The 23,867-nt window shown below is 65.1% G+C and carries 22 protein-coding genes and 1 pseudogene; 6 read left to right on the forward strand and 17 right to left on the reverse strand.

Translation table 11 applies throughout. The annotated features are described in order from the left end of the window. Nucleotides 1-139 precede the first annotated feature (139 nt). Nucleotides 140-1,321: a class C beta-lactamase gene (ampC, locus tag ACLFKU_RS26810; RefSeq protein WP_410851103.1), complete on the forward strand. Its 1,182-nt coding sequence runs from the start codon at nt 140-142 to the stop codon at nt 1,319-1,321. Between the two features lie 59 nt (nt 1,322-1,380). On the opposite strand, the gene ACLFKU_RS26815 is transcribed toward ampC, so the two are convergent. The 7 genes from ACLFKU_RS26815 to ACLFKU_RS26845 form a co-directional block, all read right to left on the reverse strand. Next, nucleotides 1,381-2,799, reverse strand: coding sequence for an MFS transporter (locus tag ACLFKU_RS26815; RefSeq protein ID WP_410851104.1), 1,419 nt, complete (start codon nt 2,797-2,799; stop codon nt 1,381-1,383). 164 nt (nt 2,800-2,963) lie between these two features. Further along, the gene (locus ACLFKU_RS26820) at nt 2,964-3,227 is read right to left on the reverse strand and encodes a hypothetical protein (protein WP_176105894.1); all 264 of its coding nucleotides are present in this window, start codon (nt 3,225-3,227) and stop codon (nt 2,964-2,966) included. Nucleotides 3,228-3,319: 92 nt separating this feature from the next. Beyond that, nucleotides 3,320-3,976, reverse strand: a complete 657-nt coding sequence (locus ACLFKU_RS26825; RefSeq protein ID WP_410851105.1) for a sarcosine oxidase subunit gamma — start codon at nt 3,974-3,976, stop codon at nt 3,320-3,322. After that, nucleotides 3,966-6,968 carry a sarcosine oxidase subunit alpha family protein gene (locus tag ACLFKU_RS26830; protein WP_410851106.1) on the reverse strand — a complete coding sequence of 1,001 codons (3,003 nt, stop codon included), beginning with the start codon at nt 6,966-6,968 and terminating at the stop codon, nt 3,966-3,968. Before ACLFKU_RS26830 ends, ACLFKU_RS26825 begins: the two co-directional genes overlap by 11 nt. Further along, nucleotides 6,965-7,306: a sarcosine oxidase subunit delta gene (locus ACLFKU_RS26835; protein ID WP_368583544.1), complete on the reverse strand. Its 342-nt coding sequence runs from the start codon at nt 7,304-7,306 to the stop codon at nt 6,965-6,967. The genes ACLFKU_RS26830 and ACLFKU_RS26835 overlap by 4 nt, the downstream gene beginning before the upstream one ends. A gap of 17 nt (nt 7,307-7,323) precedes the next feature. After that, on the reverse strand, nt 7,324-8,568 hold the full coding sequence (locus tag ACLFKU_RS26840) for a sarcosine oxidase subunit beta family protein (RefSeq protein ID WP_013091654.1): 1,245 nt from the start codon (nt 8,566-8,568) through the stop codon (nt 7,324-7,326). A gap of 45 nt (nt 8,569-8,613) precedes the next feature. Continuing rightward, complete coding sequence (locus ACLFKU_RS26845; protein WP_368583543.1) at nt 8,614-10,008, reverse strand: L-serine ammonia-lyase; 1,395 nt, start codon at nt 10,006-10,008, stop codon at nt 8,614-8,616. Between the two features lie 325 nt (nt 10,009-10,333). Between ACLFKU_RS26845 and ACLFKU_RS26850 the strand changes: the two genes are divergently transcribed. Further along, nucleotides 10,334-11,416 (forward strand): GlxA family transcriptional regulator, encoded by a 1,083-nt coding sequence (locus ACLFKU_RS26850; RefSeq protein ID WP_368583542.1) that lies wholly within the window; start codon nt 10,334-10,336, stop codon nt 11,414-11,416. Nucleotides 11,417-11,432: 16 nt separating this feature from the next. Here ACLFKU_RS26850 and ACLFKU_RS26855 read toward each other — a convergent pair whose 3' ends face one another. The 5 genes from ACLFKU_RS26855 to ACLFKU_RS26875 all read right to left on the reverse strand — a co-directional run bounded on the left by ACLFKU_RS26855 (nt 11,433) and on the right by ACLFKU_RS26875 (nt 16,329). Beyond that, a complete protein-coding gene (locus tag ACLFKU_RS26855; protein WP_410851107.1) occupies nt 11,433-12,428 on the reverse strand; it encodes a GlxA family transcriptional regulator in 996 nt (331 codons plus the stop codon). Between the two features lie 20 nt (nt 12,429-12,448). Further along, nucleotides 12,449-13,351, reverse strand: a complete 903-nt coding sequence (gene choW / locus ACLFKU_RS26860) for a choline ABC transporter permease subunit (RefSeq protein WP_368583540.1) — start codon at nt 13,349-13,351, stop codon at nt 12,449-12,451. After that, a complete protein-coding gene (locus ACLFKU_RS26865) occupies nt 13,344-14,519 on the reverse strand; it encodes a glycine betaine/L-proline ABC transporter ATP-binding protein (protein WP_184128054.1) in 1,176 nt (391 codons plus the stop codon). The genes choW and ACLFKU_RS26865 overlap by 8 nt, the downstream gene beginning before the upstream one ends. A 261-nt stretch (nt 14,520-14,780) precedes the next feature. After that, nucleotides 14,781-15,908: a VIT1/CCC1 transporter family protein gene (locus tag ACLFKU_RS26870; protein ID WP_410851108.1), complete on the reverse strand. Its 1,128-nt coding sequence runs from the start codon at nt 15,906-15,908 to the stop codon at nt 14,781-14,783. A gap of 109 nt (nt 15,909-16,017) precedes the next feature. Then, nucleotides 16,018-16,329 (reverse strand): hypothetical protein, encoded by a 312-nt coding sequence (locus ACLFKU_RS26875; protein WP_026229180.1) that lies wholly within the window; start codon nt 16,327-16,329, stop codon nt 16,018-16,020. Nucleotides 16,330-16,811: 482 nt separating this feature from the next. Here ACLFKU_RS26875 and ACLFKU_RS26880 point away from each other — a divergent pair, with 482 nt between their 5' ends. The 4 genes from ACLFKU_RS26880 (at nt 16,812) to ACLFKU_RS26895 (ending at nt 19,256) form a co-directional block, all read left to right on the forward strand. Next, on the forward strand, nt 16,812-17,297 hold the full coding sequence (locus tag ACLFKU_RS26880; RefSeq protein WP_410851109.1) for a hypothetical protein: 486 nt from the start codon (nt 16,812-16,814) through the stop codon (nt 17,295-17,297). Then, nucleotides 17,203-18,018, forward strand: a complete 816-nt coding sequence (locus tag ACLFKU_RS26885; RefSeq protein ID WP_410851110.1) for a DUF6402 family protein — start codon at nt 17,203-17,205, stop codon at nt 18,016-18,018. Before ACLFKU_RS26880 ends, ACLFKU_RS26885 begins: the two co-directional genes overlap by 95 nt. 614 nt (nt 18,019-18,632) lie before the next feature. Next, a complete protein-coding gene (locus ACLFKU_RS26890) occupies nt 18,633-19,010 on the forward strand; it encodes a BON domain-containing protein (protein WP_368583538.1) in 378 nt (125 codons plus the stop codon). Between the two features lie 105 nt (nt 19,011-19,115). Beyond that, nucleotides 19,116-19,256 carry a hypothetical protein gene (locus ACLFKU_RS26895; protein ID WP_410851111.1) on the forward strand — a complete coding sequence of 47 codons (141 nt, stop codon included), beginning with the start codon at nt 19,116-19,118 and terminating at the stop codon, nt 19,254-19,256. A 117-nt stretch (nt 19,257-19,373) separates the two neighbouring features. Here ACLFKU_RS26895 and ACLFKU_RS26900 read toward each other — a convergent pair whose 3' ends face one another. The 5 genes and pseudogenes from ACLFKU_RS26900 to ACLFKU_RS26920 form a co-directional block, all read right to left on the reverse strand. Continuing rightward, entirely contained in the window at nt 19,374-20,522 is a 1,149-nt protein-coding gene (locus tag ACLFKU_RS26900; protein WP_410851112.1) for a DUF1501 domain-containing protein, read from the reverse strand. 5 nt (nt 20,523-20,527) lie between these two features. After that, complete coding sequence (locus ACLFKU_RS26905) at nt 20,528-22,048, reverse strand: DUF1800 family protein (RefSeq protein WP_368583535.1); 1,521 nt, start codon at nt 22,046-22,048, stop codon at nt 20,528-20,530. 83 nt (nt 22,049-22,131) lie between these two features. Further along, the gene (locus tag ACLFKU_RS26910; RefSeq protein ID WP_368583534.1) at nt 22,132-22,641 is read right to left on the reverse strand and encodes a periplasmic heavy metal sensor; all 510 of its coding nucleotides are present in this window, start codon (nt 22,639-22,641) and stop codon (nt 22,132-22,134) included. Continuing rightward, nucleotides 22,638-23,054: a hypothetical protein gene (locus tag ACLFKU_RS26915; protein ID WP_410851113.1), complete on the reverse strand. Its 417-nt coding sequence runs from the start codon at nt 23,052-23,054 to the stop codon at nt 22,638-22,640. Before ACLFKU_RS26915 ends, ACLFKU_RS26910 begins: the two co-directional genes overlap by 4 nt. Then, nucleotides 23,051-23,647 (reverse strand): annotated as a pseudogene (locus ACLFKU_RS26920) (RNA polymerase sigma factor); the annotation flags it as partial. The pseudogene ACLFKU_RS26920 and the gene ACLFKU_RS26915, both read right to left, overlap by 4 nt. Nucleotides 23,648-23,867: the final 220 nt, after the last annotated feature.

Raw genomic sequence — 23,867 nt, forward strand, 5'->3', positions numbered from 1 at the left:
ACGCCGGAGACGTTAGCGTTGCCGCCTACAACTTTTTCTTTACCCTCGCGCAACTTATCCTCGTTTGTCAGCGGTTCGCAAAACCCCGATAGTGCTGGCTCAGTCGTATCGCCGATCCACGCTCCAGAACCGATTTGCCATGAACATCCGTGCGCTCAGACACATCACAACCGCCACCTTCGCACTGTTCACGCTGTGCGCGACCTCGGCCGCCAGCCACGCGGCCGAGCCCGCCGCCGCGCAACTCAAACCCACGGTCGATGCCGCGATCCGGCCGCTGATGGCGAAATACCATATCGCCGGGATGGCGGTCGGCGTGATCGACGACGGCAAGCCCTACGTGTACAACTACGGCGTCGCCTCGACGCAAACCGGTAAGCCGGTCACGCGCGATACGCTGTTCGAACTCGGCTCGGTCAGCAAGACCTTCACGGCGACGCTCGCGTCGTATGCGCAGCTCGACGGCAAGCTGTCGTTGGCGGACAGCACGGAGCGCTATCTGCCGACGCTGCGCGGCCGGCCGTTCGGCAAAGTGAGCCTGCTGAACCTCGGCACGCACACGCCCGGCGGTCTGCCGCTCCAGGTTCCGGACGACATCCACAACAACGCCGAATTGCTGCAGTACTTCCACGACTGGCAGCCCGCTCATGCGCCCGGCACGTTCCGCACCTACTCCAATCCCAGCATCGGCACCCTGGGCCTGATCACCGCGAAAAGCATGGGGCAGGACTTCACAGTGCTAATGCAGCAACGCGTGTTTCCGGCGCTCGGCATGAAGAGCACCTACATCGACGTCCCCGCGGCAAAGATGCCGGACTACGCGCAGGGCTATGCCAAAGATGGTGCGCCCGTCCGCCTGACGGGCGGCGTGATTGCCGCCGAAGCGTACGGGGTGAAGTCGACCGCCGCCGATATGCTGCGTTACGTGCAGGCGAACATGAACCTGCTTCCGCTCGACAGCCAGCTCCAGCGTGCGATCACGGACACGCATACCGGCTATTTCCAGGCGGGCGTGTTGACCCAGGATCTGATCTGGGAGCAGTACCCGTATCCAGTCGCGCTGCCGACCTTGCTGGCCGGCAATTCGGCGGAAATGGTCCGCGACGGCAAGCCGGCGACCGAAATCAAACCACCGCTGCAGCCGCAGCAGAATGTCTGGATCAACAAGACCGGTTCGACCAATGGCTTCGGCGCGTATGTCGCCTTCGTGCCGCAAAAGCGCATCGGCATCGTGCTGCTCGCCAACCGCAATTTCCCGAACGAGGCGCGCGTGAGCGCCGCGCATCAGATCCTCACGGCGCTGAACGGCGGCGAGCATTGATGGATTGAGTACGGCGGGACGGGGTACGGTCGCGTGCAGCGCGCTCCGTCCCGTGACTTTCATTCCCGCACAGGGGTCAACGCGCTGCGCGCATCGGCTCCGACCGCTTCGGACATGAGCGTTTCAAGCGCCATGCCACGCGTTTCGATCCCGAGTATCCACACTGCCGCCGCGGCGACCACAAAGCACATCGCGCCCAGCGAGAACACGCCGCCCTGTCCGAAGACCGGCAGCACGACGCCCACGACATAAGGACCGATGAGCGAGCCGACCCGGCCGACCGCCGACGCGAAGCCCGATCCGGTCGCCCGCGCGCCGGTGCCGTAGAGCTCGGGAGTGTACGTGTACAGCACCGCCCACATCGAGAACATGAAGAACTGCATCGCGAGTCCGGCGCAGATCAGCAGCCCCGGCGTCTGCACATGCAGCGCCGTTTGCCCGTAGACGTAGGCCATCACCGCGCTGCCCGCGAGCGACGCGATACAGGTCGGCTTGCGGCCCCAGCGCTCGACGAGCCACGCCGCGCAGATGAAGCCGGGCACGCCGCCCAAGGAAATCAGCACCGTGTACAGCACGGACTTCGTCACCGCGAAGCCAGCCTGCTGCATCAACGCGCCGAGCCACGACGTCAGCCCATAAAAGCCGAGCAATGCGAAGAACCACAGCGTCCAGACCATGATCGTGCGACGCCGGTACGCCAGGCTCCAGATTTCGCGTAACGCGCCAGTGCCCTTCGCCGCCGGGGGTTCCGCCAGCATCACCGGTGCTGGCAACTGGCTCACGTTCGCCGAGCGCATCACCTTGGCCTCGATGCCGGCGAGAATACGATCGGCTTCCTCATGACGGCCACGATGTTCGAGCCAACGCGGCGACTCGGGCACCACACGGCGCACGATCAGCACGAACACCGCTGGAATCGCGAGCAGCGCGAACTCGCTGCGCCAGCCGAAGTTCGGCAGCACGAAATACGACACGACGCCCGACGTGATGAAGCCGAGTGGCCAGAAACCATCCATCAGCGCAATCAGGCGGCCGCGCGATGCGGCGGGCACGAACTCCGACAGCAAGGTCTGCGCGATCGGAAACTCCATCCCCATGCCGACGCCGAGCAGCACGCGATACAGGATCAGCGCGTCGACGCTTTGCGCGGTCGAACACAGATACGACGCCAGCCCCCACAGCACCATGCTCCATTGAAACACGGGCCGGCGTCCGAAGCGATCCGCCACCAGACCCGCCACGGCCGCGCCGATCACCATGCCGAAGAAACTCGCACTGGCGACGAGCCCCGTCGTCGCGGTCGACAGCTGGAACTCGTTCTTGATCGAACCGAGCACGAAGGTCATCGTGGCGAGGTCGACCGAATCGAAGAAGAACGCGATCGCGACGATGATGAAGAGGGTTCGGTGATAGCCGGAGAACGGCAAGCGTTCGAGCCGGGCGGCTGCGCTGGCGCGAAGCGGGAAAGCAGTGGACATGTGATCCCCTCGTGGATACGGCGGTTGACGCGGTGACGTCCGCGTGGATGGGGCAAACTGTGTCCTCAGTAGATGCCGACATAAATCGGCCACATAGAAGAAATGCGTCGTCGGGATGGAACAGAGGCGTCGTGACGCGTCCGCCATGCCGCCAGGTTTCGGCGCTACGTGCGCAGCCGCGCATGCGCGGCGGTGGCGATCCGCGCAAGCGCCTCTGCGCTCAGACGGGCCGCGACTTTTTCGACGTACGCGTGATGCCGCGCTTCGAGCGGCGCACCGAGTTGCCGTGCGAGCAGATAACGGATCAGCGCGATGCGGCGGTGGCGCAGCGCGATGCTTTGATCGAGCAGCGCGAGCGCGGCACTGGCATCGTGCTCATCGCACGCGCGCGCGGTGAGACGCGCGGTGGCGACCCGGGTCGACGTCATGGCGGAAGACGGGGAAGAAGAGACGGAAAAAACGGCGGCCGGGGCGCGCACACACCGGCCGCCATCGATTGGCAAAGCCCATCGTGTCCCGCTCAGGACATCAACGGCTCGGCGGCGTCGAGCATGATCCTGACGAAGTAATCGGCGAAGCTGCGGCGCACGACGATGTCGAAACTGTCGGCGCCGGTGGGCAGCAACGTGATCGACGCCTTGAAATAATGGCTCTGCGCGCACTGCCCCACGCCGAATAGTTTCGGATGCAGATCGAGCGGACAGCCGCGCGCGAGCACGTCGCGCGTCCGGGTGCCCTTGATTTCGAGCACGGTATAGCCGCTGCCGACATCGACCGCCGAGGCGAACACGCCCGCGAACGCCGCGCCGAGCAACGCCAGCAACGGCGCCGTGCGGGTCGCATCATGCGCGGTCTCCGAACGCACGAGCCATTCGTCCGGGCCGAGCCACACCATGTCGTAGCCGTTGCCGCGCGCGACGGTGTTCGCCTTCTCCGGCGGCTTGCAGCCGATCACCTGTTCCACCGCACGGACGAACGCCGCGTCGCGCGTATCGCCGCGCACGTTCACGAGTTCGAGAAACGGCCGCTCGCCGAGCCGGAACGCGGCAGTCGCGCTGGCCTGATGCTGTTTCAGCAGGCCATCCACACCGACGAGCGGCGACTCCTGCCACGCGCCGTTCTGCCGCCCGATCGTACGGTCCACGACCGATACCGTTCCGCCTGTTTCATTCCACATGTTGACGTGCTCCTTCGCTGTCGTAGAACACCGGACTCGCGATTTTCGCCGCGATCTGTTTGCCGCTCGCGAGCGGAATGGTGACGGTCGTGCCGATCTTGTCGAGACCGCCCTTGACGACCGCCATCGCGATCGAGCGCCGCAGAATCGGGCTGTAATAGCTCGACGTGACATGCCCCAGCATCGGCGCGGTCTCGCCCTGGAACGGACCGGCGACGATCTGCGAGCCCTCGGGGATCACGAACGACGCATCCTCCGATAGCAGCCCGACCAGTTGCTTGCGGCCCGCCTTCGCGGTGTCCGAGCGGGAGAGCGAGCGCTTGCCGAGAAAGTCCTTCGACTTCGCGACGAGCCCGCCCATGCCGAGGTCGTGCGGCGTCATCGAACCGTCGGTATCCTGGCCGACGATGATGTAGCCCTTCTCCGCGCGCAGCACGTGCATCGTCTCGGTGCCGTACGGCGTGATATTGAACTCCTCGCCCGCGGCCATCAACGCTTCCCACACCGCGCGTCCGACGTTGGCCGGCACGTTGACTTCATAAGCGAGTTCGCCGGAGAAGCTGATGCGCATCACACGCGCCGCCGCACCCGCGACCGTGCCTTCGCGATACGTCATGAACGGGAACGCCGCATTCGCGAAGTCGATGTCCTCGCAAACCTTTTGCAGCACCTTGCGGCTCTGCGGTCCGACCACCGCGAACGTCGCCCAGTGATCGGTGACCGATGCGAGCCGCACGCGCAGGTCGGGCCATTCGGTTTGCAGCCAGCGTTCGAGCCACGTGAGTACACGCGCCGCGCCGCCGGTGGTGGTCGTCATCATGTAGTGCTGATCGGCGAGACGCACGGTCACGCCGTCGTCGAAGATCATGCCGTTTTCGTCGAGCATCAGGCCGTAGCGGCACTTGCCGACTTCGAGCTTGGTCCACGGGTTCGTGTATACCCAGTTCAGCAGCTTTGCGGAGTCCGGGCCCTGAATGTCGATCTTGCCGAGCGTCGACGCATCGAGAATGCCGACGCTCGTGCGCACCGCGAGCGACTCGCGCGCAACCGCCGCGTGCAGGTCCTCGCCTTTCTTCGGGTAGAACCACGGCCGCTTCCAGTTGCCGACGTCCTCGAACGCCGCGCCATGTTCGACGTGCCATTCATGGATCGCGGTCTTGCGCACCGGATCGAGCAATTCGCCCAGTTCGCGGCCGGCAAACGTGCCGAACGTGACTGGCGTGTAGTTCGGCCGGAACGTCGTGGTGCCGGTCTCGGGAATGGTCTTGCCGAGCGCCTGCGCGAGAATCGCCATGCCGTTGATGTTGCCGAGCTTGCCCTGGTCGGTGCCGAAGCCCATCGCGGTGTAGCGCTTCACGTGTTCGACCGATTCGAAGCCTTCACGCGCGGCGAGGAAGATATCGGCGGCCGAGACGTCGTTCTGGAAATCGACGAACTGCTTGGGCCCGCGCGTGGCCAGTTCGCGTCCGCCGACGAGCCACAGCGGCTCCAGCTTCGTTTCGCTCAGTTCGGCGACCTGCACCGGCTTGGGCCGCGCGACGATGTGCCCGGCCGCGCGCGCCGCTTCGACGCCGGCATCGACCGCGAAACGGATGCCCTGGCCGAGCGTGAAGTCGCCCGCGCAGGCGCCGACGCTGGTCTCCGGCTGGACCCCCTTGCCCGGCACGAAGCAGGCCTTGTCGTCATGCCAGTGGGCCTTGCCGCCCGACTGCGCGAACAGATGCAGCACCGGGCTCCAGCCGCCCGACATCGCGAGCAGATCGCACGGCAGTTGGCCCTGTTGAGCGGTGATCTGACCTTTCGCATACGACGCGATCGACACCGACGCGACGCGCAGCTTGCCGTGCGCCGCCGTGACGACCGTGCCGTTCAGCACCTTGATGCCGTGGCGGCGCGCGAGCGCGGGCAGCGTGCCCTTCGATTCACCGGCGCGCGGATCGATGACGCTCACCTGCGCGCCGGCCGCTTTCAGATCGAGCGCGCATTGATAGCCGTCGTCGTTGTTGGTGAACACGACCGCGTTGCGACCCGGCAGCACCGCATAGCGATGCAGATAGGTCGACACCGCCGACGCGAGCATCACGCCAGGCAGATCGTTGTTGCCGAACACGATCGGCCGTTCATGCGCGCCGGTCGCCAGAATCACGCGTTTCGCGCGGATCTTCCACAGCAGTTCGCGCGTGCCCTTGCGTTGCGACACGGGCAGATGATCCGTCAGTCGCTGCGTGACCGTAACGAGATTGTGGTCCTGATAGCCGAACGCGGTGCTGCGGCTCAGGATCTTCACGTCGGGCAATTGCCGCAATTCGTCTTCGATCTTCTGCACCCACTGCAGCGCGGGCTTGCCGTCGATCTCCGCGGCACACGACAGCAGCGAGCCGCCGAGTTCGGACTGATCGTCGACGAGCGTCACCCGCGCGCCGGACAACGCCGCCGCGTGCGCGGCCGCGAGCCCGGTCGGGCCGCCGCCGACCACCAGCACGTCGCAATGCGCGAAGCACTTGTCGTAGCGGTCCGCGTCGCGCTGTTTCGGCGCGGTGCCGAGGCCGGCCGCGTCGCGGATCGCTTCCTCGTACTTCGGCCAGAGTTTGCGCGGCCACATGAAGGTCTTGTAGTAGAAGCCCGCTGGAATGAAGCGCGCGATCTTCTGGTTGATCGCCATGCGGTCTTTCTCGATGCTCGGCTTCGCGTTCACGCTGCTCGCGACAAGGCCCTGGTACAACTCGACCTCGGTGGCGCGCGCGTTCGGCACCGTGTAGGCGCCGGTCTCCAGTTGCACGACCGCGTTCGGCTCCTCGACGCCCGCGGTCACGATGCCGCGCGGCCGATGATATTTCCAGCTGCGCGCGACGAAGTGCATGCCGTTGGCGAGCAATGCGGACGCGAGCGTATCGCCCTGATAGCCCTGGTATTCGACGCCGTTGAACGTGAAGCTGAGCGCGATCGCGCGGTTGATGCGGCCGCCGGTTGGGAGTCGGTCTTTCTGGCTCATGATGCTTTGCCCTCTTGTGCCTTCGCCTTTACCTGTGCGTTGGCTGCCTGTGGATCGCTAGCGTCCAGCGCCAGCAACGGACGCTCGAACGTCTGATAGCCCTGGAACGCATAACTGACGGTGTCGCGCTGCGCCTTGAACCAGCGGCGGCAACCCTGCGTATGGAACCATTGCTCGCGATGCACGCCGCGCGGGTTCTTGCGCATGAACAGGTAGTCGCCCCATTCCTTGTCGGTCAGCGATTCGGTGTCGAGCGGGCGGGCGATGTCCGCCTCGCCGCCGCAGGAGAATTCGGTTTCGGCGCGGGGACCGCACCACGGGCATTCGATCAGCAACATCTGTGTCTCCTCGTCGACTAGTGGGCTACGGCAGCAGCGCCGTGCTCATCGATCAGATGACCGGTATAGAACCGGTCGAGCGAAAACGGCGCGTTCAACGGATGCGGTTCGTCCTTCGCGATCGTGTGCGCAAAGACCCATCCCGAACCGGGCGTCGCCTTGAAGCCGCCCGTCCCCCAGCCACAGTTGAAATACAGCCCCTTCACATCGGTCTTGCTGATGATCGGGCACGCGTCCGGCGACACATCGACGATGCCGCCCCACTGCCGGTTCATCCGCACGCGAGAAAACACCGGGAACATTTCGACGATCGCCTCGAGCGTGCCCTCGATGATGTGGAAGCTGCCGCGCTGCCCAAACCCGGTGTACTGATCGACGCCCGCGCCGATCACCAGATCGCCCTTGTCGGACTGGCTGATGTACGCGTGCACCGCGTTCGACATCACGACCGTGTTGACCACCGGCTTGATCGGCTCCGACACCAGCGCCTGCAACGGATGGCTTTCGAGCGGCAGGCGCACGCCGGCCATATCGGCGAGCGTCGACGTGTTGCCGGCCGTGACCACCGCGACTTTCTTCGCCTTGATGAAGCCCTTGGTCGTGTCGACGCCCGTCACCTGGCTGCCGTTGCGGCGAATGCCGACCACCTGGCAGTTCTGCACGATATCGACGCCGGCCTGATCCGCGCCGCGCGCGAAGCCCCAGGCCACCGCATCGTGCCGGGCCACGCCGCCGCGCCGCTGGATCGAGGCGCCGAGCACCGGGTAGCGGCTATTCAGATTGATGGTCGGCTCGAGTTCCTTGATCTGCGCGGGCGTGAGAAATTCGGCGTCGACGCCGTTCAACCGGTTCGCGTTGACGCGGCGTTCGGTATCGCGCACGTCCTGCAGCGTATGCGCGAGGTTCATCACGCCGCGCTGGCTGAACATCACGTTGTAGTTCAGATCCTGCGAGAGCCCTTCCCACAGCTTCATCGCCTTCTCGTAGAGCCCGGCGGATTCGTCCCACAGGTAGTTCGAGCGCACGATCGTCGTATTGCGCGCGGTATTGCCGCCGCCGATCCAGCCCTTCTCGAGCACCGCGACGTTGCGCACGCCGTGTTCCTTCGCGAGGTAGTACGCGGTCGCGAGACCATGCCCGCCACCGCCGACGATCACGACGTCGTACTCACGTTTGGGCTCGGGGCTGCGCCATTGCCGCTCCCAGTTCTCGTGATACGACATCCCGTTGCGCAGCAGGCTGAATATCGAATAGCGGCTCATCGTGGGTCCTTTGCGGTTTTGCAGATACGGTGTAGCGGTAGCGGTTCAACACTCGATGACGTTCACGGCCAGCCCGCCGCGCGACGTCTCCTTGTATTTCGTCTTCATGTCGGCGCCGGTTTCGCGCATCGTGCGGATCACGCTGTCGAGCGACACCACGTGCTTGCCGTCGCCCTTCATCGCGATGCGCGCCGCGTTGATCGCCTTGATCGCGCCCATCGCGTTGCGCTCGATGCACGGAATCTGCACGAGCCCGCCGACCGGGTCGCACGTCATGCCGAGGTTGTGTTCCATGCCGATTTCGGCGGCGTTCTCGACCTGCGCGGGCGTGCCGCCCATCACGGCCGCCAGCGCCGCGGCAGCCATCGAGCAGGCCACGCCCACTTCGCCCTGGCAGCCCACTTCGGCGCCGGAGATCGACGCGGTTTCCTTGTAGATGATGCCGATCGCCGCGGCGGTCAGCAGGAACTCGACGATGCCGGCGTCGTTCGCCGCATGCATGAACTTCACGTAGTAGTGCAGCACCGCCGGGATCACGCCGGCCGCGCCATTGGTCGGCGCGGTGACGACCCGGCCGCCCGCGGCGTTTTCCTCGTTGACGGCCATCGCGTACAGGTTGACCCAATCGAGCATCGACAGCGGGTCGCGCAGCGATTCCTCCGAGCGTGCGCGCAAGCGCTCGCACAGTTCGGCCGCGCGACGCTTCACGTGCATCGGGCCGGGCAGTTCGCCGCGCACCTTGCAGCCGCGTTCGACACACGCGGCCATCGTTCGCCAGATCGCCAGCAGGCCTTCGCGCACTTCCTGTTCGGGCCGGGTCGCGCATTCGTTGCGCAACGTTACTTCGGCGATCGACAGGCCGCTTTCGCGGCACACGCGCATCAGATCGTCGCCGGTGCGAAACGGATACGGCACCTCCGCAGTCGCGCGACGTCCGTTCACGCGATCGCCGTCGCGATTGACGACGAAGCCGCCGCCGATCGAGAAATACTCTTTCTCGACCAGTAACTGCCCGTTCTCGTCGAAAGCCTGGAAACGCATGCCGTTCGGATGCACGACGCCCGAGCCCGGTGCGCCCGGCATCAGCTTGCGGTAGAAGCCGACATGCTCGCGCTCGTCGAACGCGACCGGATGCTTGCCGAGCAGCACGAGCTGTTTGGTTTCGCGGATCGCCCGCAGCCTCGGCTCGATCAGGTCGGGATCGATCTGGTCGGGCAGATTGCCTTCGAGGCCGAGCAGCACCGCCTTATCGGTGCCGTGGCCCTTGCCGGTCGCGCCGAGCGAGCCGAACAGCTCGGCTCTGACGCGCCGCACGAAGCCGAGCAGATTCGCGTCCTCGACATGCGATGCGAAGCGGCATGCGGCGATCATCGGCCCGACCGTGTGTGAGCTCGATGGACCGATGCCGATCTTGAACAGATCGAAGACGCTGACGTTCATGGCTTGCCTTGTGCGTTGTGTCCTGCGAGTTGCGATCGCCGGAAGCGCTGTGACTCGACTGATGCGCCCGGATGGAAAGTGCGTCTATTGCACCGCACGGCAGGCCCGATCGATAGAATAAAAACGGCATCGCAATGGGATGGCGTCGTCAAACGACCCGTCAGGCGGGCCTTCCGGCGGATTTGCGATGACTTGCGACGCATTAGCGAAAGGCGGCCCGATGGCGGCAGGCAATGCTGAAGGTCCGTGGTGCTATGCTTGCCTATACCCTTTTCGGTCAACGTTCGTCCCTCTTTCGCAGTTCATTTCACCGACCGCCGCGCGCATGAATTCCGCTGAAACGCTTGCCCCTTCCTCACTCGACACAGCCACGAAGCAGCGCATCCGCTTCGGCATCATCCTGCTGCCCAACTTCACGCTGACCGCGTTCTCGGGTTTCGTCGATCTGCTGCGCCTGTCCGCCGACGAAGGCGACTTCAGCAAGCCGGTGCGCTGTTCGTGGAGCGTGATCGGGGAAACCCTTGCTCCGGTGCGCGCGAGTTGCGGCATCCAGATCACGCCGTGGGAAACCTTCGAGACCGCGGAAAAGTTCGATTACGTGGTGGTGGTCGGCGGACTGCTGCACTCGGGGCCGGCCGCCAGCGAGGCGACGCTCGCGTTCATCCGCCGCGCCGCCGCGCGCGACGCGACGCTGGTCGGCATGTGCACCGGCGTGTTCTCGCTGATGCGCGCGGGCGTGCTCGACGGCCATCGGATCTGCGTGAGCTGGTTTCACTACTGGGATTTCATCGAGCGCTTTCCGTCGGTCGACGAACAGATGCTGGTCGCCGACCGCCTCTTCGTGATCGACCGGCGGCGCATCACGTGTTCGGGCGGGCGCGCGTCGATCGACGTCGCCGCCGCGATCCTGCTGCGCCACTTCGAAACGGCGACGGTGCAGAAGGCGCTGCGCATCCTGCTCGTCGACGATCTGCAGAAAGGCAACGCGCCGCAGCCGCATCCGCCCGGTCTTGCGCCGGCCTCGCATCCGAAGGTCAAGCGCGCGATCCTGCTGATGGAGCAGCACGTGGGCCGCGCGCTGTCGCTCGACGAACTGGCGGGCAAGCTCGATCTGTCGCCGCGTCAATTGGAACGGCTGTTCAAGGCGCAGACCGGCAAGGCGCCGCAGGCCTACGCGAAGCAGGTGCGGCTGCGCACCGCCGCGTGGCTGCTGACGAGTTCGGACAAGACCGTCGCCGATATCGCGTCGAGCTGCGGCTTTTCGGACGCGTCGCACCTGGGGCGGGAATTTCGCAAACAATTCGGCGTGCCGCCGATGATGTATCGCGAGCAGCGCGGCACGGCGCAACAAGTCGACGACGGCTCGTGCTACGACGAAACGTTTCCTGGGCGCGCGCAGGCGATCTGAATTGACGCGGCCTGCGCTACTCCGGCATGCGCCGCTCGACGCTCGGCGCATGCCCGAACTGCGCGCGATACGCCTTGCTGAAATGACACGGCGAATGAAAACCGCACACCGTGGTCACACGTGCGATGGATGCATCGGTATTGCGCAGCAGATCGCGCGCGCGGCGCAGCCGCAGGCTCAGGTAGTAATGCGTCGGCGATACGTTCAGGAACAGCTTGAACATCCGCTGCAAATGACGCTGCGACAGGTTCACGAGCCGCGCGAGTTCATCGAGCGATAGCGGCTCCTCGATGTTCGCTTCCATCAGCCGCACCACTTCGATCAGTTCGGCGCGCGACAGGCCGACCCGTGCATCGACCGGAATATGCTGGTGATCGGTCGAACCGCGAATCCGCTCGACGATGAACTGCTCGGACACCTGCGCGGCCACCGCGGGCCCGAGCCGCATGCCCACCAGATGCAGCATCAGATCGAGCGGCGCGGTGCCGCCGGTGCAGGTGAGCCGATCGCGGTCGATCACGAACAGCTCGTCGTCGAAATGCACGTGCGGATAGCGCTGGTGCAACGGCGACATGTCCTCCCAATGCACGGTCGCCCGATAGCCGTCGAGCAGCCCGGCCGCGAGCAGCGCATACGGGCCCGTGCAGATGCCGCCGAGCGGCACGCCGCGCGCGCCCGCGTCGCGCAGCAGCGCGATCACCTCGTCGTTCACATACTCGCGCACGTGCCAGCCGGCGCACACGAACAGCAGGTCCGGCATGCCGGACTCGGCGAGCGTGGTGGTCGGCTTCACCGTGATGCCGTTGCTCGCGCGCGCCGGCTCGCCATCCGGTGTGACTACCGACCACCGGTAGTACTGTGCGCGGCCCACGTAGTTCGCCATGCGCAGCACCTCGACCGCACTGGTGAACGCGATCATCGAGAAGTTCGGCAGCGTCAGGAAGCCGACGTGCGCGACGGCGGACAGCCGCGCATCGGCTTCTTCGGTTGTGGCGATTGCGTCGCGCTTCATGGACGTATCGGATCAGACCATCAGCCGTGTTGCGCCGCCGGTTCCCGGCGCACTTTCATCGCCTGGCGCAGCCCGGCGAACAACGGTGCGCGTGCCTTGCCCGGCGCCCGGCCGAAGCTCTCGGTGATGCGGTCCAGAATGATCGCCAGCATCACAACCGACATGCCGCTTTCGAAGCCGAGCCCGATATCGAGCCGCTGGATGCTCGCGAGTACGTCGTTGCCGAGGCCGCCCGCGCCGACCATCGACGCAATGATCACCATCGACAGCGCCATCATGATGGTCTGGTTCACACCCGTCATGATCGACGGCAGCGCGTTCGGAAACTGCACCTTGTAGAGCAGTTGCCACGGCGTGCAGCCGAACGCCTGCCCCGCTTCGACGATCTCGTGATTCACGTGCTTGATGCCGAGCGCGGTCAGACGCACCGCGGGCGGCATCGCGAAGATCACCGTCGACAGGATGCCGGGCACGCGGCCGAGGCCGAACAGCATCGCGGCCGGAATCAGGTAGACGAACGCGGGCATCGTCTGCATCAGATCGAGCACCGGGCGCACGATCATTTCGACGGTGCGGCTCTTCGCCATCCAGATACCGAGCGGCACGCCGAGCACGAGACTGATCACCGTCGACGACAGCGTGAGGCCGAGCGTGATCACCATCTGGTCCCAGAAGCCGGTGCCGTAGATCAACAGCAGCGCGGCCAGCGTGAACACCGCGAAGCGCCAGCCGACGCGCCACAAGCCGATGCCGACGAAGAACGCCATCAGCGCCCACATCGGCACGGCCTGCAAGCTGTGCTCGACCGCCGCGGCGAAGCTCTCGATGACCTTGCCAATCGTGTCGAAGGTCTTCGCATCATGATCGAGCAGGTAGTGAACGCCGTGATCGACCCAGGCGCCAAGCGGAATGATTTCAGACATGGGAACCTCGATGATGCGTGAGAACGCTCAGCACGTTCGTCTTGTTGACCGAGCCGCAGTAGGAACCGTCCGCTTCGACGACCGGCAGCGGCGCGCGGCTCGCCACCACGCGCTCGACCACGTCGTTGAGCGGCGTGCTGCGATGGATGCATTCGATCTGGTTGAGCTGCGGCGACACGCTGCCCGTCGCGTCGCGGCACACGAAGCCGCGTATCCTGCGCTCGCTGTCGAGCACGAACGCGTAGTCGGCGCTGCCGTTCAGCGTCGCGGCGACGCTCGACGCGTCGATCTGCGGCGCGTGCATCAGCGGCACGTCGTCGGTCTGCATCAGATCGCCGGCCGTCAGATAGCGGCTCGTGTCGATGCCTTCGAAGAACGCGCGCACGTAGTCGTCGGCCGGATTCTTGATGATTTCCTGCGGCGTGCCGATCTGCACGACGCGGCCGCCTTCCATGATCGCGATGCGCGTGCCGATGCGCATTGCCTCCTCCAGATCGTGCGATACGAACAGGATCGTGCGCTGCTGCTCGCGCTGCAGATCGAGCAGCACGTTCTGCATTTCCTTGCGCTTGAGCGGATCGAGCGCGGAGAACGCCTCGTCCATGATCATCAGCGACGGGTTGACCGTGAGCGCGCGCGCGAGCCCGACGCGCTGCTGCATGCCGCCCGACAGCTCGGCGGGCAGCTTCTGCGCGAACGGCGCGAGGCCGACCTGTTCGAGCACCGTCAGCGCCCGCGCCTCCCGCTCCTTGCGGCCGACGCCCGCGACCTCGAGGCCGAACGCCGCGTTGGACAGCACGGTGCGCTGCGGCATCAGCGCGAAGGACTGGAACACCATGCTCATGTCCTTGCGGCGTAGCGCCGTCAGCTCCGCGCGCGGCACGCTCGCGACATCGCGGCCGTCGATCAGCACCTTGCCGGCGCTGGGCTCGACGAGCCGATTGATCAGGCGAATCAGCGTCGACTTGCCGGAGCCGGACAGTCCCATCAGCACGAAGATCTCGCCCTCGCGAACCTCGAACGACGCGTTGTGCACGCCGACGATCTGACCGGTGCGGGCAAACACCTCCTCTTTGGTGGCGCCGCTGGCCAGCATTGCGAGCGCCTGTTTAGGGTTGGTGCCGAATACCTTGCACAGCCCTTCGACCACGACCTTGGGGGAATTCATCGAATGCTCTCCTCGCTTGCGGACGTCGCCCGCGCTGTGCCTACATAGTTGCCAGAAAAAAGTGCGGTTAGCCGACTAATTCCGACAAGCACATGAGGAAATGCGACACCCGGCCGCGCCGTGAGCGCTCGACTCGGCGGCGAAAGCCTTGTGGGAGAAGGGATTGGCGCGGGTTGGCCCGCGCGCGGAGGATGTCGCGACAGAGCAAAAGCTGCTCCCGGACGGCGGCAGGGGCGAGACGGTGCGTGGGAGCTGAACCGCTCAGGAAATCGACACACCCAGCAAACGTCCGACGCCGAACGTAAATCCCGCCGCGATCAGCCCGATGATGATCTGGCGCAGCGCCGAAAAACCCGCGCTGCGGCCGTTGAACAGCGACGTGAACACGCCGATCGACGCCAGCGCCAGCATGCTCAGCACGACGCACTGCACGATCGCGCTGACGCCGTGCGACCACAGAAAAGGCATCACCGGAAAAATCGCGCCCAGCGAGAACAGACAGAACGACACGCCCGCCGCCGACCACGGATTGCCGCCCAGTTCCGCCGGGTCGAGACCGAGTTCCTCGCGTGTGAGGGTGTCGAGCGCCTTGTCCTTGTCGCGCATCATCTGCGCGGCGACGCGTTTCGCCTCGTTCGCGTCGAGTCCTTTCGCGCGGTAGATGAGCGCAAGCTCGTGCTCCTCCGCTTCGGGCTGTTCCTCGATCTCCTCGGCTTCCTTGGCGATCTGCGTGCTCGCGAGTTCGCGGGCATTGGTGACCGACAGCCATTCGCCGAGCGCCATCGAACAGGCACCGGCGATCAGCCCGGCGAGGCCGGTCAACAGGATCGCCTTGTTGCCGGTGCCCGCGCCGGCGACGCCCATGATCAGGCAGAAGTTCGACACGAGGCCGTCGTTCGCGCCGAGGACGGCCGCGCGCAGATCGTTGCCCGATGCGGCGCCCTTGTGCCACGACTCGGCCGCGGCGATGCGCGCGCCGGGCGACAGGTCGGTATTGCTGGTGCTCGCGAGCGTCTGCACGACCGCCGCGTGGTGATGCTCGTCGGCGGACATGTGGCCTGCGTCGCGTTGGCCTCGATATTTGTTGCGGTCCGCGTATTCGGCGGCGGCAAGAGTAGGCAGCACGAAGTCCGCGCCGCACACGCGCACGAGCCCCTTCATCAAACGCGTTTTGATCGCATGACCGCGGCCTTTCGGTTCGATGCCGTTGGCTCGGAGCTTGTCGGCCCACACTTGCGCGTGACTGTGTTCCGATTGCGCGAGATCCTGATAGACCTGCTTGCGGGTCTCGTCTTTCTCGACGCGCGCGAGCGTCTCGTACAGGGCGGCGCTGTGCAGTTCGTCGGCGAGATTCGCCTTGTAGCGTTTCACTTCATGCTTCGTTGCCATGATCACGTTCCCCGCGGATCGCGTTGCTGACGGCAAAGCCTGACCGAAGCCGCCCGGCGTCTCATCGGCGCTGATTACCGCGCCGGGCGTGGGCTTGTCCGCTTGTCCGTTACTGGCTTGCCGGCGCACCGACGCCGGCCTTCTTCTGCGCCGCCTGCAGCTTGTCCGGATAGTTCGGATCGTTCTGCGCCGGCTGGTAGCCCGCGTCTTCGAGTTTTTTCAGCTCGGCGTTCTTTTTCGCGCGAGCCTGTTTGCGCTCTGCCTTGCGCTCGGCCTTCGTTGGCTTGGGAGTGGTGGTCGTCGCGCCTTGCTGGGCCGCAGCATCCGTCGAGCCCTGTGCGACCGCGAGCGGAATGGTGCCGGCCACCAGTGCGACGGCCGAAACCCCAAGCATGATTCGTTTAATGGCGAAGCTCTTCATAACTGATATCTCCCAAAAAATTGGCAATAACGTGCGGGTCCGTCTGCGAATCGTGAAGCACCAAAGCGGGTCGCGCAGCCTTGGCGCGAACCCGTCACGGAAGCTTACAGGCAAATGGCGGGATGCGCGCTGTAACGGTCGTCGGGTGCGTTCGTCGGTTCGTCGACGGATATCCGTGGGCGAAATTCCTTTGCCGTGAAACGGCCGCCTGGTGCCGATGATGCGAGCCGTGGGAGTGGTCGAGATGTTCCGGGATGCCGCACCAGAGTCCGCTCAGCAGGCCACCTGGCACTGGTATCGGGGCAGCGGCGTGCCCTTGCGGCCTCACTTTCAGATTTCTCCGCATTTCGCCGCGGACTGACTCGCGAACAATAGTGGCGCGGATCGAAAACGTCACGGCCATGCTCAATTCCCAATGGTCGAATTCGAACGTTTGAGGCGATCCGGTTCCATTCACTTATGCTTAAGAGCCGTAAGCGCCCATGAACCACGACGACAAATACTCTTACTACAAGATCGACAAGCTGTTTTGGCGTTGGAAGAAGCAAGACGGGGCTCGGATCGTGCATGAGGTCTCGCTTTCGACGGACAAGGCACCGCCGCCGTTTCCGGACTCGCCATTCGCGAAATCGAATGCCGTGCCTCGCCCAGCCAAGTCTCCCAAACCTGATCCAACCGTAAAAATGATCAACGATCTTCTCAAGGTCGCCGATTCGGTTTCCCGTTTCAGAACATGGTTGAACACACCTGTGCCGTCCAAACCGTCCGAAGCGACGAAGATCGTCGCCCTGAAAAAGACGGTACCGCTATTCGATTATCCAGGAGATTCCGAACGCTCTGCGCAAAGAAATGATGCCTATCCGAGCGAAGTTGATGGAGCGATGGTTTGCCGGCCGATTGAACTACTCCGCAGTACCCAGCGACGAGCTCAAAGAAATCAATCAGGAGGGCAAGCCATACCCGCCTGACATGTACGATACAACCACGATAAAGATGGACTGGGTACTGAAGTTCGCTCGCGCCAAACGGAAATACGACTTCCTGGTCAACGATGCAATACGGTCACCAGCGGCACTTCAAGTGCTTCACAAGAAGCTCCGTTTCTACAGGCATAGTAGTGAGCTATCTACGCACCATATCTGTCGGGACGATCCCCAGCATCTGCATCAGTTTTTTCAATTTCAACACGTCGAAGTTGACGGTACGTTTGCGGAAAAAATCAAACTGAAGCTAATGGCGGATACTACGCGATCAGGTGTCCCCGACGATTTGACCGCCGCGCTTGGATCGTTCGTAATCTATGCCGCTACAGGTCATGTTCGACTGTCAAGGGAGCCGTTTGGCACGCGAAGGACGACTGCCGAAGTAACTGGCGCATGGGTGTACATAAAAGACAACTTCACGTTTACCGATGAGCCCGGGGAGCGGTCCCAATGTCTAGGGCATTGGAGCAGCAACGGTGTTATCGTGATGCCACTTGATGGCGTGGCGGCCACGTCTCGTTATATTCCCTACGTGGAGTCGCCGGTGACGCTTGGCGATCCAGTTATCAAAGGACAGGTTTACTACCCAATCCATAACAGCGACTTCCGGCAGTGGGCAATCAGACATCAGCGCGGCGGCGATTTCATCATCTACTCGGACCGTCGCTACGTTCCGCTTTTCCCGCCGATCGTGCTCTACCTATGAAGCGCATCCTTAAGCGTGCTGCATTATTGGCTGGTCTTAGCGCAGGGCTTTATTTTGGGCTCTTCGACCATACTCCGCATGGACTCGAGTGTCGTCATTCGGCACCTGTCGACGGCATATACAGAGCAGAGCTTTGCCTGTTGCGATGGACTCCGGGCCGCAGCGGGAGCCCTGAATATGTCGGCCGACTATTCGATGCAAAGAGCGGGAGGCTGCTTGCACAGCGCACTTTCAGCACGCCTGTCCCCGATCTTTTTTGGTCAACGGGCCTGCGATACTCGCTGAATCCGTATTCGCCGCCCCGCTATCTCGGTCCGTCCGTCGAGTTTTCCCGCGGAGATGCCGGTAAAGGAGACTCGAGGATTTCGTTGCCCCCGTCGTTCTGGGACAAACTGGCCGCCACCCGCCCGCGCTTATAGCTGGTCGCACCTCCCCGCGGTACGGTTTTTTGGCATGCCAGCCCCGCCAGGAGTATCGTTTAACCGCGCCGGAAGGGCCCAAACCGCCACTCCTCTACAAGACAGGCACTTCCCAGAGTCGGGACCAGCTCGACAAAAGCGCGACGTTTCTAACATGCAAGGAAGCGACATCAACTTTTCGAGGATGGTGAAACCGTGAAAACAGTCAATCTTTTGAAGATGCTCGGAATTGCATTGTGCGTGGCAACCGCATCCAGCGCCTACGCGCAGGCAAGCGACGCTCAGGCGCCTGCCGCCACGGCAGCCGCGCCGGCCACGACCACCCAATCGACGCGTGCGGCGGATCGCAAGCTCGGCCGCGACGTGCGGCGCGCGCTCGCGAGAGCGCAGGGCTTCAACGTCTCGAACGTGTTCGTGCGGGCGCGCGGCGGCGCGGTGACGCTGACCGGCTCGGTGCCTGAAAGCGGCATGATCCAGCAGGCTGCCGACGTGGCGAAAGGCGTGCCAGGCGTGACCTCGGTGACCAATAAGCTCACGCTGAATTTCCCGTCCCGCGGAGGTGGTGGAAGCTGAGCGTCGGCATCCGACTCGCGAACGGGAGCGCCGCGAACCTGCGACGCGTGCGGTGTCTCCCGCTAATCCCCAGTCGTCGGCACGCACACGGTGTTCTTCTGCGCGGTGAAGGCCACGCGAACGCAGGACGCGGGCGATGCGCTGATCTACTACGGCCGCCGCTATCATCGCGTCGGCGAGCGCTCGGTGCAGGCGACGCATCAGGTCGCGGCGAATCAAGGCGAAGCGTCCGTCTGCGCGCGTTGAGGTCTCACTGCGCGTTGGAGTCGGCCGAGCGCCGCGATCCTCCGGCCGAATAGCGCGGCCGCGGTGCGCTCCGGATTGAGCGCAATAAGTTCGCTTGCCGCGCCGACCATCCACGCGTCACGCCCGTACGACGCCCGTCATCGGTTTGCCCGCCACCGTCCGGCCAAACAGCGCCGCTGCCGTGCGTTCCGGATCGAGCCCGAGGCTCTCACTCGCGGCGCCAGCGATCAACGCATCGAGCGAGGTGGTCGGCCTCAGGTCACGCGACTGATACAGCTGATGCGGCGCGAGCCCCGGCCAATCCGCTATCACGCGACCGCCCTGCACCGAGCCGCCCAGCACCATCGCGACAGATCCGGTGCCGTGATCGGTGCCGCCCGTGCCGTTCGCGGCCGCGGTCCGGCCGAACTCCGTCGCGACCAGCACCGTGGTCTTGCTCCACGATGGTCCCATGCCGTCGCGCAACGCCGCGAGCATCGTGTCGAGCGCCTTCAGCTGATTCGCGAGCCGCGCATTCTGCGCGCTGTGCGTATCCCACCCGCCGGTCTCGATCATCGCGATACGCGGACCGTCGTCGCGCGCCAGAAAACTCGCCGCGAGCTTGCCGAGGCTCGCCGGGTCCTGACGTGCGCCGGCATCGCCCGCGACGCCGCGCGCCGCCATCGCCGATTCCCACAGCGGACGCAACTGCGCGTCCTGCTCGTACAGCTGCGACACGCGCGCGAGCAGATCATCGGGCGCCTGCGGCAACGCCGACGGCGCATACGACGTCACCGAAGCGGGACCGCGCAGCGCCATCGGCACGGTCGGCGCGAACGCGATCGCGTTCTCGCGGGTCGCGGGCAATTGCGCGGCGAGCCGGTTGAGCCAACCATCCTTTGTCTGATACGGCGATGTGCCGCCGGTTTCCAGCACATTCTGTCCGTCGAAATGCGAGCGGTCGCGATACGGCGAAGCGACCGCGTGCACGAACAGCGCCTCGCGTTGCGCGTACAGCTTCGCCATTTGCGCGAGCGCCGGATGCAGCGCGAACGTGCCGTCCAGATGCGGCGCGTTCGACGCATCGATTGCGAGCGGTCCGCGCAAACTCGCATACGCGGGGTCCGCGTAAGGCACGACGATGTTCAGGCCATCGGCCGCGCCACGCTGGATCACGAACACGAAGCGGCGGTCGGTCGCGACATGCGCGAACGCAATTCGCGGCGACACGAGCAGTGCGCCGGCACCGACGGCGGCGACGCTCAGAAACTGGCGGCGTGACAGCATGGCGTTCACCTCCGTTGAAAATCGGGCGATACGAGCAGCAGCGCTATCGCCGTCGACGCGCTTTCCGCGCGCGATACCGCCGTGGCCGTCGGCTCGCTGAGCGAGCCAGCCAGCAAGGTCTGGCCGAGCGAGCGCGCATCGAGCCGGTCACCCACGCGCGAAGCGAAACGTTGCGCGACTTCGACGCGGCGCACGAGCGCATCGGGCGCGGCCCAGCTCGCGGCGATATCGTCGTAGCCGGCGGGCGAACCCGGCCGCCACACCGGCTGGCCTAGCTGCGTCAGGATCGGCGCGCTCTGCAGATTACCGAGGTCGTGCCAGCCGAGTCCGCGCATCGACGAAATGGTCCACTCCCACGGAGTCTTGAACTTCACCGCGCCCGGCGACCACGCTTGCGGTGTATCGATCAACGCGCGATAGACGGTCGGCAGATCGCCGTCGCTGCGAGCGAACGCATCGGCCAGACGAGCGCTCACGCCAGCCGGCGGATTATCGGCGACGAAATGGCGCGCGAGCTTCGTGCCGATATGCTGCGCGGTGGCCGGCGCGTGCGCGAGGTCGTGCAGGATCGCGAGCGCCTGCTGTTCGCCGGCTTCGTCGTAGCGGCGTCCCATGATCGTGCGCGAGCCCGGTTCGTGCAGCGCCTGGCGAAACACGAAGCTGCCGGGTTCGCCGCCTGGCTCCTGCGTGCGCCGGTTTGGATTGGCGCCGCCGTTGCCCGGATTGCCGACGAGACTCCAGCCGGTCAGCGCACGCGCGAATTCGGTCACGTCGTCCTGGCTATAGCCGCTGCGCACGCCGAGGGTATGCAGTTCCATGATCTCGCGCGCGAGGTTCTCGTTGAGTCCGCGTCTGTTGTCCGGATTGCGTTGCGCGGCGCGCAGCGCGGCCATGCTGTCGGGACCAACCGAGCGCGTCTGATCGAGGAACAGCTGCATGGCCGGATGACGCTCGACGGCGACCAGCATGTCCTCGAAACGGCCCAGCACGTGAGGGCGAATCGCCTCCGCTTCGAACGACCCGGCGAGCGCCGCGACGCCGGGCTTTTCCGCCGATACCGCAAAGTGGTTCGCCCAGAAATGCACGAGGCGTTCGATAAATGGCGTCTGAGTGCTCAGCGCGCTGGCGACTCGCGCATTCACCGATGAGCGATACATGTCGAGTATTTCGACGCGAAACGCCTTTCGCTCGGATTGCTTTGCAGCTTGCGCGTCGGTCTGGCTGGCTGCTGCCGCGTTGCTGGCGATGTTGGTCGCGCGGTTGTTCGCACTCTGGTTCGAGTTGGATTCTTCGCCCGCCTTCTGTTTCGCCTGCTGCTCGATCTGCATGCGCTGCTGCACGAGCTGCGTCGACAACGCGATTGAATCGGGCTGGTTCGCCCACGCGTCCGGCCGCGGCTGATACTGCTCGAACTGCGCGAGCAGCCATCCCTTCGGATCGGCTGGCGGCGTATCGTCGGCGCGCGCGCCGAGGCCGAAGCGGTTCAGTGCGATCGCCGCGGCATTCAGATTCGGTGAGTGGGCCATACGATCCTCGTCGGCAGGTAACACGCCTGCATGTCCGTTAAACGGCCGACACACGAAAATCCGTCGCCACCGCACGCATTTTTCTATTCGCCGGATGCGCCATTCGCCTCCGGCTTCTTCGTGTTCGGAGCGGGCTGCGCTTCGCGCCATTGCCCGCGCAGCTTCAAGCTCTCGGCGAATTTGACGCGCTCCTCGGGCGTCAGCGTCGCCGCGAAATCGGCGACGCTCGCTTCGACCATCGCGCGCAGATTGCTGTCGGCCGCGCGGGTACGCGCGAGCGCGGCATCGAGCGCGGCGCGATCGAACTGCGGCGCGGCGAGCAACCGCAATACCTCGCGACGCCCTTCGCGAGCGTCACGCGCATACTGGCGACCGTCGCGCCGCGCGTTCTTCAGGCCGTCGATAAACGCCTGGCGCTGCTGCGCCGACAGCGGCTCGGCGGCGAACCGCAACGCGCGCTGGTCCGGCGCCACCGGCTGATTCGCACCGTGCGCGGCGAACCACTGATACGCGCCGCCGGCGATCGCGCCGAGCAGGAACACGTTGAGCACCGCGGAGCCCAGCAGCGCAAATTTCCATGAGCGCCCGTTCATTCGCCGCTCCAATCGGCGGAGCTGCCGCCGAAGCTCGAAGTCAGATACGAGGATTCATGCACGACCGGCGCGTTCTCGGTCAGCACGAAGAACGACACCGCGAGCGCACCAGCCACGCCACCGAGCAGCCCGACGCCTGCCACCGCCGCGCCCGACCACCAAAAACGCCAGCGCGCGGCCGGGCGTCGCGCTGGCGCGCCATCGATGATGCGACGCTGCAGTTCGAGGCTCGGCGGCTCGATCCGGTCCGTGGCGAGCCATGCGTCGAGGCCGGCCGCATCGCTCAACGCCGCGTCGGTTTCGTCGCGATGCGCGCGCGCCCACTCCAGCGCGGCCGCGCGTTCGCGCTCCGGCCAGCGACGCGCGTCGGCGCCGTACGCTGCAACGATCTGTTGGAATCTTTCGGGCGTCATGACTTGTCCTTGCTAAGGCCGCTGCCGGCCAGTTGAGCGCGCAAACCGCGGCGCGCGCGGCTCAGCAGACTCTCCAGCGCATCGACGCTGACGCCCATCAAGGCGGCAGCGTCGACGTTCGACATTTCCTGGTAATAGCTCAGCACGAGCGCTTCGCGCTGTCGCGCCGGCAGCGCGGCGAGCGCCGCGCGCACGCGCGCGTGGTCGGCGCGTGCTTCGAGCCGCGCTTCGGGTGGCGCGGCGGGATCGGCCGTGTCGGGCAGTTCGTCGCTCGGGTCTTCGCGCTGGCCGCGCAAACGGTCGTAGCAAAGATTGAGCGCGACCCGATGCATCCACGTGTCGAATTTCGCTTCGCCTTCGCGCCAGCGAGCCGCCTGTTTCCAGATTCGCACGAAGACCTCCTGCGCGACATCCTCCGCTTCCATGCGATCGCCGAGCATGCGCGTGGCGAGCGCGAGCAGCCGCGGCAGCTTGCGCGCGACCAGCGAGCGGACCGCGCCGGGCTCCTCGCGGCCTACCCGCGCGATCAGCTCGGCGTCCGGATCGGGCGGCGCGTCGCTCAAGGCGTGCGGCTCCGTCGCGACGTCACGCGCGCGCGTTCGCGTGCGGGCCGCATCACGGGATCAACGTCGTTCACTTGCCGCCGCTCCTTCAGCTGTCGTGTTGTTATGGTTTTGCTGCCGCTACGCCGCTATCCGGCCTGGTATCACGTACGCGGTCAATATACGACGACCGCCGGACGGTAATAGGCCGGACGTGCCGGATAGACCACACAGCCGGCGAGCGAGGCCGCCAGCAGAATCATCACGAGTG

It is taken from the genome of Paraburkholderia sp. EG304 (genome assembly GCF_046543485.1).
Classification (GTDB): Bacteria; Pseudomonadota; Gammaproteobacteria; order Burkholderiales; family Burkholderiaceae; genus Paraburkholderia; species Paraburkholderia youngii.

Bases quoted from the DNA above. Each gene is read 5' to 3' on its own strand.
- ACLFKU_RS26880 (WP_410851109.1), top strand. From the start codon at position 16,812: ATGAACCACGACGACAAATACTCTTACTACAAGATCGACAAGCTGTTT.
- ACLFKU_RS26900 (WP_410851112.1), bottom strand. From the start codon at position 20,522: ATGCTGTCACGCCGCCAGTTTCTGAGCGTCGCCGCCGTCGGTGCCGGC.
- ACLFKU_RS26820 (WP_176105894.1), bottom strand. From the start codon at position 3,227: ATGACGTCGACCCGGGTCGCCACCGCGCGTCTCACCGCGCGCGCGTGC.
- ACLFKU_RS26840 (WP_013091654.1), bottom strand. From the start codon at position 8,568: ATGAGCCGCTATTCGATATTCAGCCTGCTGCGCAACGGGATGTCGTAT.
- ACLFKU_RS26915 (WP_410851113.1), bottom strand. From the start codon at position 23,054: ATGACGCCCGAAAGATTCCAACAGATCGTTGCAGCGTACGGCGCCGAC.
- ampC (WP_410851103.1), top strand. From the start codon at position 140: ATGAACATCCGTGCGCTCAGACACATCACAACCGCCACCTTCGCACTG.
- ACLFKU_RS26855 (WP_410851107.1), bottom strand. From the start codon at position 12,428: ATGAAGCGCGACGCAATCGCCACAACCGAAGAAGCCGATGCGCGGCTG.
- ACLFKU_RS26845 (WP_368583543.1), bottom strand. From the start codon at position 10,008: ATGAACGTCAGCGTCTTCGATCTGTTCAAGATCGGCATCGGTCCATCG.
- ACLFKU_RS26830 (WP_410851106.1), bottom strand. From the start codon at position 6,968: ATGAGCCAGAAAGACCGACTCCCAACCGGCGGCCGCATCAACCGCGCG.
- ACLFKU_RS26885 (WP_410851110.1), top strand. From the start codon at position 17,203: ATGGAGCGATGGTTTGCCGGCCGATTGAACTACTCCGCAGTACCCAGC.
- ACLFKU_RS26835 (WP_368583544.1), bottom strand. From the start codon at position 7,306: ATGTTGCTGATCGAATGCCCGTGGTGCGGTCCCCGCGCCGAAACCGAA.
- ACLFKU_RS26865 (WP_184128054.1), bottom strand. From the start codon at position 14,519: ATGAATTCCCCCAAGGTCGTGGTCGAAGGGCTGTGCAAGGTATTCGGC.
- choW (WP_368583540.1), bottom strand. From the start codon at position 13,351: ATGTCTGAAATCATTCCGCTTGGCGCCTGGGTCGATCACGGCGTTCAC.
- ACLFKU_RS26815 (WP_410851104.1), bottom strand. From the start codon at position 2,799: ATGTCCACTGCTTTCCCGCTTCGCGCCAGCGCAGCCGCCCGGCTCGAA.
- ACLFKU_RS26850 (WP_368583542.1), top strand. From the start codon at position 10,334: ATGAATTCCGCTGAAACGCTTGCCCCTTCCTCACTCGACACAGCCACG.
- ACLFKU_RS26870 (WP_410851108.1), bottom strand. From the start codon at position 15,908: ATGGCAACGAAGCATGAAGTGAAACGCTACAAGGCGAATCTCGCCGAC.
- ACLFKU_RS26875 (WP_026229180.1), bottom strand. From the start codon at position 16,329: ATGAAGAGCTTCGCCATTAAACGAATCATGCTTGGGGTTTCGGCCGTC.
- ACLFKU_RS26905 (WP_368583535.1), bottom strand. From the start codon at position 22,048: ATGGCCCACTCACCGAATCTGAATGCCGCGGCGATCGCACTGAACCGC.
- ACLFKU_RS26825 (WP_410851105.1), bottom strand. From the start codon at position 3,976: ATGTGGAATGAAACAGGCGGAACGGTATCGGTCGTGGACCGTACGATC.
- ACLFKU_RS26910 (WP_368583534.1), bottom strand. From the start codon at position 22,641: ATGAACGGGCGCTCATGGAAATTTGCGCTGCTGGGCTCCGCGGTGCTC.